Annotated in this window: 12 protein-coding genes and 3 pseudogenes; 10 read left to right on the plus strand and 5 right to left on the minus strand. The window is 60.8% G+C overall.

Annotated elements, in window-relative coordinates; all coding sequences use genetic code 11:
- The 5 genes from A9D15_RS04560 to A9D15_RS16425 all read left to right on the plus strand — a co-directional run.
- Positions 1 to 806: IS3 family transposase (locus A9D15_RS04560; RefSeq protein ID WP_066762217.1), on the plus strand; the 806-nt coding region annotated here is incomplete at its 5' end.
- Between the two features lie 311 nt (positions 807 to 1,117).
- Positions 1,118 to 3,223, plus strand: a complete 2,106-nt coding sequence (locus A9D15_RS04565; RefSeq protein WP_066762287.1) for an ATP-binding protein — start codon at positions 1,118 to 1,120, stop codon at positions 3,221 to 3,223.
- Positions 3,223 to 3,588, plus strand: coding sequence for a response regulator (locus tag A9D15_RS04570; RefSeq protein WP_066762288.1), 366 nt, complete (start codon positions 3,223 to 3,225; stop codon positions 3,586 to 3,588). Before A9D15_RS04565 ends, A9D15_RS04570 begins: the two co-directional genes overlap by 1 nt.
- Before the next feature lie 20 nt (positions 3,589 to 3,608).
- A complete protein-coding gene (locus tag A9D15_RS04575; RefSeq protein ID WP_066762291.1) occupies positions 3,609 to 5,444 on the plus strand; it encodes a glycosyltransferase in 1,836 nt (611 codons plus the stop codon).
- The gene (locus A9D15_RS16425; RefSeq protein ID WP_156521649.1) at positions 5,441 to 5,596 is read left to right on the plus strand and encodes a hypothetical protein; all 156 of its coding nucleotides are present in this window, start codon (positions 5,441 to 5,443) and stop codon (positions 5,594 to 5,596) included. The genes A9D15_RS04575 and A9D15_RS16425 overlap by 4 nt, the downstream gene beginning before the upstream one ends.
- Here A9D15_RS16425 and A9D15_RS04580 read toward each other — a convergent pair.
- Genes A9D15_RS04580 through A9D15_RS04590 form a run of 3 tightly spaced genes read right to left on the minus strand, consistent with a single transcriptional unit; the run spans position 5,582 to position 7,516 of the window.
- Complete coding sequence (locus A9D15_RS04580) at positions 5,582 to 6,001, minus strand: ATP-binding protein (RefSeq protein ID WP_066762295.1); 420 nt, start codon at positions 5,999 to 6,001, stop codon at positions 5,582 to 5,584. The genes A9D15_RS16425 and A9D15_RS04580 overlap by 15 nt on opposite strands.
- Complete coding sequence (locus tag A9D15_RS04585) at positions 5,985 to 6,302, minus strand: STAS domain-containing protein (RefSeq protein ID WP_066762297.1); 318 nt, start codon at positions 6,300 to 6,302, stop codon at positions 5,985 to 5,987. Before A9D15_RS04585 ends, A9D15_RS04580 begins: the two co-directional genes overlap by 17 nt.
- Positions 6,299 to 7,516, minus strand: a complete 1,218-nt coding sequence (locus A9D15_RS04590; protein ID WP_082924262.1) for a PP2C family protein-serine/threonine phosphatase — start codon at positions 7,514 to 7,516, stop codon at positions 6,299 to 6,301. The genes A9D15_RS04585 and A9D15_RS04590 overlap by 4 nt, the downstream gene beginning before the upstream one ends.
- A gap of 120 nt (positions 7,517 to 7,636) precedes the next feature.
- Here A9D15_RS04590 and bcsS point away from each other — a divergent pair, with 120 nt between their 5' ends.
- Positions 7,637 to 8,353 carry a cellulose biosynthesis protein BcsS gene (bcsS, locus tag A9D15_RS04595; RefSeq protein ID WP_066762302.1) on the plus strand — a complete coding sequence of 239 codons (717 nt, stop codon included), beginning with the start codon at positions 7,637 to 7,639 and terminating at the stop codon, positions 8,351 to 8,353.
- 19 nt (positions 8,354 to 8,372) lie between these two features.
- On the plus strand, positions 8,373 to 8,663 hold the full coding sequence (locus A9D15_RS04600; RefSeq protein ID WP_066762305.1) for a hypothetical protein: 291 nt from the start codon (positions 8,373 to 8,375) through the stop codon (positions 8,661 to 8,663).
- A gap of 382 nt (positions 8,664 to 9,045) precedes the next feature.
- On the opposite strand, the gene A9D15_RS16185 is transcribed toward A9D15_RS04600, so the two are convergent.
- Positions 9,046 to 9,438 (minus strand): PilZ domain-containing protein, encoded by a 393-nt coding sequence (locus tag A9D15_RS16185; protein ID WP_082924263.1) that lies wholly within the window; start codon positions 9,436 to 9,438, stop codon positions 9,046 to 9,048.
- Between the two features lie 352 nt (positions 9,439 to 9,790).
- Here A9D15_RS16185 and A9D15_RS16190 point away from each other — a divergent pair, with 352 nt between their 5' ends.
- Both A9D15_RS16190 and A9D15_RS16195 read left to right on the plus strand, forming a co-directional pair.
- Positions 9,791 to 10,120: a PilZ domain-containing protein gene (locus A9D15_RS16190; protein WP_082924264.1), complete on the plus strand. Its 330-nt coding sequence runs from the start codon at positions 9,791 to 9,793 to the stop codon at positions 10,118 to 10,120.
- A 50-nt stretch (positions 10,121 to 10,170) separates the two neighbouring features.
- A pseudogene (locus tag A9D15_RS16195) lies at positions 10,171 to 10,979 on the plus strand (IS3 family transposase); the annotation flags it as partial.
- Between the two features lie 209 nt (positions 10,980 to 11,188).
- On the opposite strand, the pseudogene A9D15_RS04620 reads toward A9D15_RS16195, so the two are convergent.
- Positions 11,189 to 12,485: pseudogene (locus tag A9D15_RS04620) on the minus strand (IS110 family RNA-guided transposase).
- 153 nt (positions 12,486 to 12,638) lie between these two features.
- Here A9D15_RS04620 and A9D15_RS16430 point away from each other — a divergent pair.
- Positions 12,639 to 13,001, plus strand: a pseudogene (locus A9D15_RS16430) (integrase core domain-containing protein); the annotation flags it as partial.
- Between the last annotated feature and the right edge of the window lie 32 nt (positions 13,002 to 13,033).

The following is a 13,033-nucleotide window of genomic DNA, read 5'->3' on the forward strand; positions in this document are numbered from 1 at the left end:
GCCGCTCGTCCTATTACTACGCACCGGTGCCGGAAACGGACGAGACGCTGGCGCTGATGACGGTGATCGACGAGACCTTCATGGAATGCCCATGGTACGGCAGTCGCCAGATGGCGCGGCACCTGCGGCGTGCCGGACACGAGATCGGTCGCAGGCGGGCGCGGCGGCTGATGGCGAAGATGGGGCTGACGCCGATCTACCAGCGGCCACGCACGAGCGATCCGCACCCACAGCACCGGGTCTATCCGTATCTGCTGCGCAAGCTGGCGATCGAGCGGCCCAACCATGTCTGGTGCGCCGACGTGACCTACATCCCGATGCGTCGGGGCTTCCTCTACCTGGTCGCGATCATGGACTGGGCCACACGCAAGGTCTTGGCCTGGCGGCTGTCGAACACGATGGATGCCGGCTTCTGCGTTGCGGCGCTGGAGGAGGCGCTGGCCCGCTACGGCAAGCCCGAGATCTTCAACACCGACCAGGGCAGCCAGTTCACGTCGCAGGCCTTCACCAGCGTGCTGCGCGAGGCCGAGGTCCGCATCAGCATGGACGGCCGGGGGCGGTGGATGGACAACGTCTTCATCGAGCGGCTCTGGCGGTCCCTGAAGTACGAGTGCGTCTACCTCCATGCCTTCGAGACCGGCTCCGAGCTGCGTGCTGGCCTTGGCCGGTGGATCACCTATTACAACACCCAGCGTCCGCACTCGGGCCTAGCCGGACGAACCCCGGTGGAGGCCTATCGGCGGATCGGGCAATCAGATCATGGGGGGCATGCCCCCCATGATCTGATGATCAAGAAGGCGGCATAACGACAACCGGGATTAGCTTAACTCAGCCGCCAAACTGTCCAGGAAGGCGGGACCACCTCAATTTTCGGCTTCTACCACCAAGTGCTACTATTCCGCTCGAACAGGTCTTAACATAGCGGATCGTGTTGTACGGTTTGGTTGTTAGCTCGCGTCAGATCCGTCGCGCTAGAAAAATTGGCGCCGAATTTGTTGCTGAGGCGAGTTAAGATTAGACTGATGGCCTCGACAAGCTCTATGGTCCGCGTGAAAGGATGGACGCGCTTTCTCCGCGCCCGGTGGCTGCGGACCGTCTTGTGTGCTCACCGTTGAAAATGCAGTCATTCAGCCGCCGCGAAATCACGGCTTGGCTTACCGTCATCCTTATCACGCCCGTTGCGCTGGTCTCCGTATTCTTCCTCGTTTCTTCAGAGTTTGAGCGCGATGCCGAATTGTCGCATCTTATCCAGCTATCGTCGACCTTGCGTGGCGACATCGCCGAACTGCTTTCGATACATCAGGATCTCGAGCTTGGGCAGCGCGGCTATTTGCTTACCCGTAACCCGACGTTTCTCGGACCGTATTCTGATGCGCGCAATCGATTGGACGGAATGTTCCTAAAAGTCGAGGACAGCGTCGGCTCTTCGCTCGAACTGGAGCGCCTAAAGACGCTTTCACACGAGAAGTTGACCTTTGTAGATCAAACCATCGGGCTGGCCCGCAACGGGGATGTAGCGCAGGCGATCACCATGGTGTCCGACGGACGCGGCAAGGCGCTAATGGACGAAATTCGCAACCAGATCGCTGCGATAGATGCGGCGGAAATCCGACGCATGGCCGATCGGGCCGACGCGGCAGAGGCATCACGCTCAGAGGTTCGGCGGATCGTGTTCGCGCTATTTGCAGGGCTGGCGATCCTCTTGCTGACAGCTGTGTTCACCAGTCTGCGCGCCACCGGATCGCGCAACGCCGCGACACGCCGCTATCGCGACATCAACGCCCGGCAAGAGGCGATTTTCGAGAATGCGCAGGACGGGATTGTGACGGTCAACCCGTCTGGCTCGATTGAAAATGCCAATCGAGCGGTTGCAGAGATGACGGGCTATGACCCGCAAGATCTGCTCCGCCGTGATATCGGCCTTTTGTTCGAAGTCGCGCCCGACGAGGGCCGGAGCGAAAGCTTCGTACGTCGGCTCGCCCGCCAGCGGCGCGAAGGGCGGGGCGGCATCATCGAACTGTGGGCCCGCCGCGCCGACGGATCGCGCTTTCCCTGCGATGTCGCGGTTAGCGCCGTGCCGTTGGAAAGCGGGCCGATCTATGTCGCCATCGTGCGCGATACGACAGAGCGCAAGCGGGTGGACCAGATGAAGAGCGAGTTTGTCTCGACCGTGAGCCACGAACTGCGCACGCCGCTGACCTCTATCGCCGGATCGCTGGGCCTTCTGTCGGGCGGGGCGGCGGGTAGTCTGCCGGATAAGGCGGCGCGGCTAATCCAGATCGCGCGCGGCAATTGCGAGCGGCTTGTCCGCCTGATCAACGACATTCTCGACATGGAAAAGATCGAGTCCGGCAAGATGGAAATGCGGCTGGAGTCGATGGCGCTCGGCCCGTTCCTGGAGCAGGTCGTGCAGGACAACCAAGGCTATGCCGATGCGCATGGCGTGGCGCTGGAGCTCGTACCTGTGTCGCCCAACGCGTCGGTGATCGGCGATCGCGACAGGCTGATGCAGGTACTGACCAACCTCGTCTCCAACGCCGTGAAGTTCAGCGCCAAGGGGCAGATGGTGCGGATCGTCGTGACCCCGCTGGACCGTCGCTGGCGAATCGATGTGGTCGATGAAGGCAGCGGCATCCCGGCGGAATTCCGCCCGCGCATTTTCGGCAAGTTCGCACAGGCCGACGCCGCCGACAGTCGCCAGAAGGGCGGCACCGGCCTTGGCCTCTCCATCGTCAAGGAAATCGTTATTCGCCACGGCGGTGCGGTATCGTTCACCTCTGCAGAGGGTGAGGGTACGACGTTCCACATCGATTTGCCTGCGCATGGTTGGACTGTGTGGCCCTATGCCCCGCGCACCGGCGCGCCGCGCGTGCTGCATGTCGAGGACGATCCCGACGTCCTCTCCCTGGTCGCGGATTCCTTGCAGGATCGCTATGCGCTGGAAACCGTTCAGACCATCGCGGGCGCACGGGCCGCACTGGCGGAAAGGCATTACGACATCGTCATTCTCGACTACGCCTTGCCGGACGGAAGCGGGAAGGATTTGATCCCGACATTGAACGAACGCCGAACGCCCATCGTGGTGTTCACCGCGCAGGATGACGGCCAGTCCTCCGCCCCGCCGGTCGATGCGGTTTTGGTAAAATCGCGCGCCAGCCTCGTCACGCTGGTCGACACGCTCGACCGCCGCATTGCCGAGCAGATCGCTTCGGGAGAGGCGTGATGGCCAAAGTGCTTTACGTTGATGACGAGGCGGACATTCGCGAGATCGCCTGTCTGTCGCTGGAACTGGACCCGTCGCTGGAGGTGCGCGCTTGCGCGTCCGGTGCAGAGGGGATCGCAGTGGCCACTGCGTGGCAGCCCGACCTGATCCTGTTGGACGTGATGATGCCCGGCATGGATGGGCCGTCCACGCTGTCGCACTTGCGCGATGCGCCCGAAACGGCATCGATCCCGGTGGTGTTCATCACTGCGCGGGTGCAACCGGGCGAGAGCGACAACTACATTGCGCTGGGCGCGGTGGGCGTCTTGGCCAAGCCGTTCGACCCGATGACGCTGGCCGAACAAGTCACCGCGTTCTTGCCATGACCGACCGGATTTTCGATTAAATGTCAGACTATTACTTCAAGCGGTTCGAGGATCGCGTTCCCCCGCCGCCGCTGGAACATTCGCGCCCGGTGGAGATCGCTTGGCAGGTGCTGGCGCTCTGCTCGCTGATCGCGGGGGCGATCTATATCCACTGGCGCTGGACCGCGTCGCTGAACCCCGATGCGCTGTGGTTCGCGATCCCGCTCGCGCTGGCGGAGACTTGTGCCTACCTCGGCCTTGTCCTGTTCACCGCGAACCTCTGGAAAATCAGCGACTATCCGCGCCAGCCCGCCCCGGCGACGATCAACGAATGCATGCGGGAAGAGAAAGGCGCAGATCGTCCGATCTCGGTCGACGTGTTCATCGCAACCTATAATGAGGATGAGGAAATCGTCCGCCTGTCGATCCGCGATGCGATGGCGATCACCTATCCGCACCCCATCGACATCAAGGTCCACGTGCTGGACGACGGCAGCCGCCCGCTGATGGAAACGGTCGCGCGGGCGGAGGGTGCGAATTACATCACCCGCGAAGGCAACGCCGGGTTCAAGGCGGGTAACCTGCGCAACGCGATGGAGCGGACGAGCGCCGATTTCCTCGTCATCTGCGACGCCGATACGCGCCCGTTTCCGACGATCCTGGAAAACACGCTGGGCTATTTCCGCGATACCGATGTCGCCATCGTTCAGACCCCCCAGTGGTTCTACGACCTGCCAGAGGGCGAGCGGCTACGCGACGTCTGGGGCCGCAAGGTGGGCGCGATAGGCCGCGGGCTGGGCGCTGCGACAGAGGCGGTGTTCGGCGAAATCCGCATCGGCGAAGACCCCTTCGCCAACGATCCGGCCTTGTTTTATGACGTCATTCAGCGCCGCCGCAACGGCGCGAACGCGGCGTTCTGCTGCGGGGCGGCATCTGTCCATCGGCGAGAGGCGGTTATGTTCGTGGCCCTGCGCGCCTATGCCGACGCGATCGAAGGCGCATCGCGAGAGAAGCGCACCGCCATCGACAAATTGCTGCGCCGGCGCGACACGCGCGATCCGCTGGCCCGGTGGCAAGCGGCACAGGAGCAGGAGCTGACGCCGTACAAGTTCCACGTGTCGGAGGACATCTATTCGACCATCGTCCTCCACCGCGATAGCGACCGCAATTGGAAGACGGTGCTGCACCCTCAAGTGGAATCGCGGATGCTTTCGCCGCAGGACCTGCTGAGCTGGACGATCCAACGGTTCAAATACGCGGGGGGCAGCCTCGACATCTTTTTTCATGACAACCCAGTCCTGAAACCGGGTCTCTCGCTGGGGCAGCGGGTCATGTATTTGGCTACCTTCTGGTCCTATTTCGCAGCTCTGTGGAACGTGGTGTTCCTGATCGCGCCAATGATCTATCTTTTCACCGCAATCCCTCCGATTTCTGCCTATACCGGCGATTTCTTCGGCCATGCGCTGCCGTTTCTGGTGCTAAATGAACTGGCGTTCATGGTGGGGACTTGGGGGCTATCGGGTTTCAAGGGCAAGGTCACGTACCTGTCCAGTTTCCCGATCTCACTAGGTGCACTGTGGGCCGTGGCACGCGGAAAGAAGATCAGTTTTCCGGTGACGCCGAAGCTGCGGCAGGATGGCAATTTTATCCGCCTCGTCTGGCCGCAGGTTGTGGTGATGATCGTGACGATTGCCGCCATCACATGGGCGGCGGGCGCGTTGGCGATGGGTGTCGCAGGTTACAGCCTTGGCGGGCTGATCGTGAACGGGCTCTGGGGCCTCAACAACATCCTCGCCATGTCGGTGATGGTGCGCGCTGCGTTCTGGAAGCCGCCTGAAGAGCGGGAGCAGGCGATAGAAGGTGTGGTGCCGGCATGAAATTCTCGGAAAAACTGCGCCGCGGGCGTGCGCACCTGCTGATCGTGGCGGTCATGATCGTGACCGCGATCGTCGTCGTGAATCTCGAGGATGAGGCGCTGACCAGCGAGGTCGGGCATCATCCCGACCATGCCGAGCTACGCGGACAATAGCCGCTTGGTCAGAGTCAGCCTGTTGACCCCGCCTTCGCTGTCATAGTCAACGCTGTCGACGCATTTTTGGATGATCATCATCCCGCGCCCGCTCTCGGCAAGAGGGTCTGGCGCGGCGGCATCGGCTGTGAACAAATCGGCTGAGGCAGGCGGGCCGCCGTCGGTCAGCACCAATGTCGCAATCTCGTCGGTCAGCTCGAGTGAAAGCCCAATCTTGTCGCCCGCACCTTCCAACCCGTGCTGTACGATGTTGTTCGCCGCCTCGACAAGTGCGAGGTCCAGCTCCATCGCCGCGCCTTCGTCGATCCCGGCGGCAAGGCAGCGGTCGCGCAGAAAATCCGACAAGTCGCGCACGGCCAGCAGTGTGGCCGGAACGCTTATCTGCGGGTCAGCCGCGAAGGACATCCCGGGCTTCGTCTTCCGATCCGCAGATCGCGAAAAGAGTGTCCAGCCGCGTCAGCTGCAACAGTTTCAGCACTGCGGGACCGGCACCGACCACCGCGATCCGCCCGTCGCCGCCCATCCGCTTCAACAGCGAGACCAGCACGCCTAGGCCTGTGGAATCCATGAACTGCACCGCTGTCAGGTCCAGCAATACGCGTCGTTCGCCTTGCTCGACACGGGTGGTCACTTCGTCCTTAAACCCAGGGGCGACAGCGGCGTCGAGGCGGGGATGCTCGACGTGGATCAGGATAGGATCGCTCATGCCAAAGGCCTATCGCCTAGATCTGGTTCAATGACCAGCAGCGAAATATCGTCTGCCAACATGGGGTTCGAATTGCGCGGCGCCAGTGTCAGTTCCACCATCCTGCCAATGCTGTCGATGGGCTTGCCGCGGCATTCGGTCAAGATTCGCCCGATCCCCTCGGCCCCTAGTTCGCGCCCGTCCCGGTTGCGGAAATCGGACAGACCATCCGAATAGAGCGCCAGTCGCGCGCCCGGCCCGAATGCGAAGCGCGTGGCCGTATAGGCGCTGCCGGCAAACCAGCCGAGCGGGAAGCCCCCCTCGACCTCGACCGTATATTGCTGTTCGCCATCGAACAGGATCGCGGCAGGGTGTCCGGCGCGAACCAGCCAGCCTTCGCCGGCCGCCGGATCGACCAGTCCGGCGAGGACCGTGGCGTAAATCTCGCTCTCGGTTTCGAGTATTTCGCGGTTCAGGCTGGCCAGAGCGGCGGCCAATTCGTCCGGGCTGGTCGGGCGCATCTGTTTCAACCGGTGGTGAAAGTGAAAGCTGTCCAGGCTGGCCTGGACACCATGGCCCTGTACGTCGATCACGAAGAACAGCGTGCGCCCGTTGCCCACGTTCGACGCCCCGATGGAATCGCCGCCCAGCGATGCGGCGGGTTTGTAGACGTGCGCGACCCGAACCCAAGGCAACCGCTCTGGCCGGGGCAAGAGCCGTTCGTGCAAGCTGGCCGCCGCGTCGATGTCGTCCTGCAAAGTCGCAAGCGCATCGCGCATCGTGTGGTGCGCGCTGGCCAGTTCGGCATTCCGGTCCTGAATCAGCCGGTGGAGATGCACTGCGCGCCGTGCACTTGCCACTGCCAGCATCAGTTGCAGCGGATCGACCGGCTTATAGAGAAAATCGTCGACCCCGGCGTCCACCGCGCGGCGGATCACGTGTTCATCTCCGCGCGCGGTCATCATGACAATGTGCAGCGGCTTGTCGGCCCGGTCGCGCCCACGGATCGCGGCGACAAGGTTCAGCCCGTCGCGTCCCGGCATCTGGTAATCGGTGACGACCATGTCGACGCCCGAGGCCACCGTGGCCAGCGCGGCGTCGAAATCGGTCGCGGTTTCGGCATGGCAACCCAGCCGCTCCAGCTCCAGAGCTACATAGTCCGCCATCATCGTATCGTCGTCGACCACAAGCGCGCGGAGGATATCGCCAGCGGCGGGCAAGATTTTCGCGTCCATCGCGTTTGCCGTTAGGGGAGCGTCCATCTTTTGTATATAGAGCGGGACTGCGCGGTGCGGGAGGACCCAAGGCGTGTAACGTGTTGAGCCGCGCGCTCTTTTCGATGGGATTTCCACCAGATGCGTTTTCGTGTTTCGCATGGCCTTGCCGCCCTGTTGTCCGGTGCCGTGGGCCTTGGGTTTTCGGGCGCCGCGATGGGGCAGGACACGCCCGACGAAGGAGTCGCATATGCGGGTGCGACGGTTGGCGACGGGTACAACGCCTATGCCGGTGCCGCCGTGGCGCTGCCCGGCGCGTCGCTGGGCAACGGCCTTGCGATTCGCGGTGGCGTATCGGTGGGTCAGTATCGTTATGACAGCGGTGGCGCGCGGATCGATGCGGATTACAAGTCAGCGGAACTGGCGCTGGTTCATCAGTCGTCTGGCGCATGGGGCTGGGCCAATTTTTCTGCCGGGCCGCGCGTAACCGATACCGATACCGACCCGACCGACCCCGGCAACAAGCGCGAAGCAACTCGCTTTGACGCGGCGGTGACGACCGATGGCGCGGTGGGCAACAACTTGCGGTTGGGTTGGTTCGGGTCTTACGCCGTGGGGGACGAGGCCTATTACACGCAGCTGCGCTTCGGCCCGCTGCTTGATGCCGCATCGCAGACCCGCATCGGCGTAGAAGGCAGCCTTCAGGGCGACGAGACATACAACCGGCATGCCTATGGTGTCTTCGCCTCGACCGCAATCGCGCAAAATATGGAGCTGCGCTTGTCAGGCGGGATCGGCAAGACTGATGATGCCGGCAACGACGGCTATGCCGCCATCGCTATCAGTCGCCTGTTCTGATCTGCCGGCTACCGAGCAGATGAACGATTTTGAAGGCCGGTTCGCTGCTCTTCGCGTCCGGTTCCGGGATAGGTTGTATGAAGAGCGGGACTGGTTTGCGACCTTTGCCGCTGGCGACAGTGCTTTTGATATCGAAGTGGCACGCGACCGAAGCCACAGGCTGTGTGGAATCGCGGGCAGTATGGACTATGGCGCGGTGTCCGACGCTGCATGCGCGCTGGAACGGATCCTGATGCAAAATGGAGCGCAGTCTGACTTTTCAGCCTGCATCTTCGACCTGCTTGCTACGTTGGATGCGGCGTTGGCATAGGGGGCGGAGTGACACTTGAAACAGACACTAATTGCCACCCTTGGCCTAATATTGGCTGCGAGCTAGGCTCAAAGCGCATTCTGCCATGGTCGTCGACATGTTCCGAACTTAGGTAACGATCATTTGTCGGGGGGGTGAAGACCCGCCCATTGCTGCGTTTCGAGCCTGGTTTTCGGTACACCATTACGAGTTAATATTTGCATTTCCCAACGCACCCTGGGGTCCAAGTTGGTCTGAAAACGAATTGCCGAGCACGAAAGTGAATGGGCACAATCATCCCGCGTGCTCGGCAAAGGGACCAGAAGCCCATTGGATCAGAGCTTGGATTGGGCCTTTGGTTATACCCAATCCTAACCGTAGGTCGTTAATAAACCATCTCAGATCAGATAACGAAAGCGGTCGGACGATTGCGTTCACGTAGGCGCGGAAGGGGTCTGCCAAAACGATCTGATGGTCCAATCCTGCCAGGGAGTAGATTTTTGGTACTGAAGCCAAGAAAATTAACCACAGCTTCATGGAGGCATTCGTCAAACCTTATGCCTGCGTATTTATCTGCATCCCACATCACGATGCCGGACATGCGGATGCCGTTGTCAACCTTGAGACTCACGCGATCCATCATCGATAGCCTGCGAGATGGCATTTCGATCATGCATCCGCCTACCGAAACGTCGGAAAGGACTGCCCTGAATGTGCGGCCCGCACTGCGGCAATCAACGCCGTAATCAGACGAAATGCGTTCGTGCCTCCGCTTTATGAGCGTAAGTGTTTTCAATTTATTGGCTCCACGATAGCGCGATTAGCATTCTCATTTGCCTTCGACTCTTTTTCGGAGAAATTGCGGATCGTGTAAAATGACGCGAAATTCTCTATCTGGACCAGAGCAGGCCGAGAGATCATCTTTTGAGGCTCACACAGATCGGTCAACCGTTCGGTGTCATCGAGTTCAAAGTACATCCACGATCCCCCGCAAATTCAAAATTGCCATCTGCAGGCGTTTAGACGACAGATCATTACGCAGAGTTAGCAGCCAAGGTAAATTTGTTTTTAACCATTTGCGGACGGGCAGTTAGCATTTGGTTAACCTGTTAAGGCTATTGCATTATGATTAACCTACGGAATTGATCATGTCGAAGCGCGAGAGCATTAGGCTTCCGGTTAGGCTCTCAGCCTCGTGCAAATTCGGAAATAATCTGTCCCAAAATGTTGTGCTTGTCGATTTAAGTGAAGCCGGTTGCCGCCTCGAGAACGCACCGAGAATATTGCTTCGAGGCGAGCTGATCACGCTTTCATTTGACGAATTCGAGTTTATCGAAGGCAAAGTGCGGTGGCTGACAAAAGGCGGCGCGGCAGGAATTCAGTTTGCTGAACCCATCTATCAAGCAGATTATCATGCCTTACGGCGAGCTAGCGAACTGATCACACTTACGCATGTGCCAGTTGACCTGACCCCCTGATTTTCCTCCAGTCTCGATTAGAGTCCGGCCCTGACAGAAGGACGGACGAGATGAAGAGAACGAGGTTTTCGGAAGAGCAGATCATCGGTGTGCTGAAGGAGGCCGAGGCGGGCGCGAAGACCGCCGACCTGGCCCGGCGGCACGGGGTGTCGGAAGCGACGATCTACAATTGGAAGTCGAAGTATGGCGGGCTGGAGGTCTCCGCGGCTCGGCGGCTGAAGGAGCTCGAGAGCGAGAACGCCAAGCTCAAGCGGCTACTGGCCGATGCCATGCTCGACCAGGCTGCGCTGAAGGATCTTCTTTCAAAAAAGTTCTGACGCCCGCCGCCAAGCGGGAAGCTGTGGCTCATCTCCAAGCCTACCACGGGATGAGCGAACGGCGGGCGTGCCGTGTGATCGATGCCGATCGCAAGAGCGTGCGTTACCGTTCCACGCGGGACGATGACGCCGCGGTTCGTGAGAAGCTGCGTGAGCTGGCCAACCAGCGTCGCCGGTTCGGCTATCGCCGTCTGCACATCCTGCTGCGCCGGGAGGGCGTGATGATCAACCGCAAGAAGACCCAGCGCCTTTATCGCGAGGAAGGGCTGGCGGTCAGGCGACGACGCAGTCGTCGGCGTGCCGTGGGGACCCGAGCGCCTGCTCCGGTGCTGGCCTTGCCGAACCAGCGCTGGAGTCTGGACTTCGTGCACGACCAGATGGCCTCGGGCCGGCGCTTCCGCGTGCTCAACGTGGTCGATGACGTGACCAGGGAGTGCCTGGCGGCGGTGCCGGACACGTCGATCTCGGGCCGCCGTGTCGTGCGCGAGTTGACGGAGCTGATCGCCGAGCGTGGCAAGCCGGGGATGATCGTCAGTGACAACGTCCTATGTGGGGAAGCAGCAGCGGGAGATGGCCAGCAGGTCTCGTTGCGCCGAGTGTGATCGGCGCTGATGTCTTTGTGATCCAGATGGCTTCCATCGTCAAGGAATGCGCTCTCGGCCATAGCAAACACAGGATCCATCGACCGGTCTGGGCGTGGTCCTCACCGTCCTTAAGATGAGATGCGGATGCCAGATGGAAGGCCCGAACATTATCTACAGGGTCGCAGTTGCGCCCTCACGGCTCCACAGAGAGGGGTCCTTCCATCTGGTGTCCGCCCGTTCGAGAAACGGGCGGTACTCGGTTCCCGTCTTGATGACGGCGTGTGCGACGCGCGCCATCTTGGCGGTGAGTGCGGTCATTGCCTTGCGGCGTCGATCGGGGTCGTTGGGATGCCCGGCGACATAGCGCCCGAGCTTATCGCGAAAGCTGTTGTCGCGTTGTCGGATGGCGACCTGGGTTGCCATCCAGAAAGTCCGTCGCAGCCGAGCATTGCCATACTTTGACAGCTTCGTCCGCCCACGGAATGTCCCGGACTGGCAGGTGGCGAGATCGAGCCCGCAAAACTTGAGAAACTGGCGATGATGGTTGAAACGCCGCAAATCGCCAGCTTCGGCCAAGATCGTCAGAGCATTGATCGGCCCGATCCCCGGGATCATGCGCAGCAGCTGGTAATCGCGGTTCTCGCCGAGCATTGCATGGGCGGTTTGCTCAATCTCATTGCGCTGCTGGATCAGGCTTCGGGCCTGTGCGATCACCATACGGAACATCGTGATCGCGACGGAATCCTCGTCGACTGGCAGCGCTATGGATGTGCAGGCAGTCTCGTAAATATCGTTGATCAACCGAGCCTTGGATACCTTCCGGCCGACCAACGTCCAGGCTTCACTGGTAAAACCTTCCCGGCCAACAGCGATTATGCTGCCGGGTGTGGGGAAGTGCTCAAGCAAAGCCAGGAACCAATCAGACCGACTGTTGCCGGCGAAGCGCTCGATCTCCGGAAAATACAGCGGCAGATAGTGCGTGAGGATCCGGTGCCAGGTCTGGGTCTTGGCCTTCGAAATGGCTTCATGGGTCTTCGACATCTCCTGCAAATCGTTGATACCGGCGGCCAGCGGATCAACGTAGCGCTGGGTTGCACCGATCCGCAGCATGTGCAGGATGACCTGGGCATCCTTGGAATCGTTCTTGTCCCAGCCATTGTGAAGCGCTTCGCGTGTCCGGGCCAATGCGACCGACGAAATCAGGCGCAGCTCGAAACCCGCGGAAAGTAGCCTGTGTGCCAGTGTGCGGTGGTAATTGCCGGTAGCTTCAAAACCGACGACAATCGGGCGGCCAATTGCGGAAAGGTCGTCCGCCAATCGATCGTAGTCGGCCTTGGTCGCCATGACAGTCATGCGGCGGCGGCGACCGCCTTCCGGTCGCTCGATCAGGACTTCCTGCCGATGCTTGGACATGTCGATGGCTACCAGCACGGCATCGGCGGGAGTAGAACTACGCTTGGTCATGGTCGGTCAGTCTCCAAAGTGTTGAGTCGACAACTTCACTTTAGAGACCTGCAGGCCAATCATGGCCGCCTTGATGAAGCCGGCGGGCGCTACGCGCCCTTGTCTCCATCAAGGCAAATGCTGCCTGAAAAGAGCAGCTTCCCAATGTGCTATGGCACCGAGCTTACCAGTAATGCCGTGCTGGCATGGTGCGGGGAGATCGGCGTGGAGTGGCATTACATCGCACCGGGCAGACCGATGCAGAACGGCTATGTCGAGAGCTTCAACGGCCGCATGCGCGACGAGCTACTAAACGAGACACTGTTCCTCAGCCTTGCCCATGCCCGCGTCGAGATCGCGGCATGGGTGGAAGACTACAATCGGGAGAGGCCGCACTCATCCCTTGGCTACGCAACACCGGCGGCGTTCGCCGCCCAACTGGATAAGCAATGGCCTGCTTCGCTACGCCCTACGGGCTCCGCTACGCAGCCCATTGCTTCAACCGCGCTCATGCGCAAAACAACCGCCCGGCTCTAATCCCAGCTGGGGGAAAGCTGGGGGTCAGGTCA

The organism is Croceicoccus pelagius, assembly GCF_001661915.1.
Lineage (GTDB): Bacteria > Pseudomonadota > Alphaproteobacteria > Sphingomonadales > Sphingomonadaceae > Croceicoccus > Croceicoccus pelagius.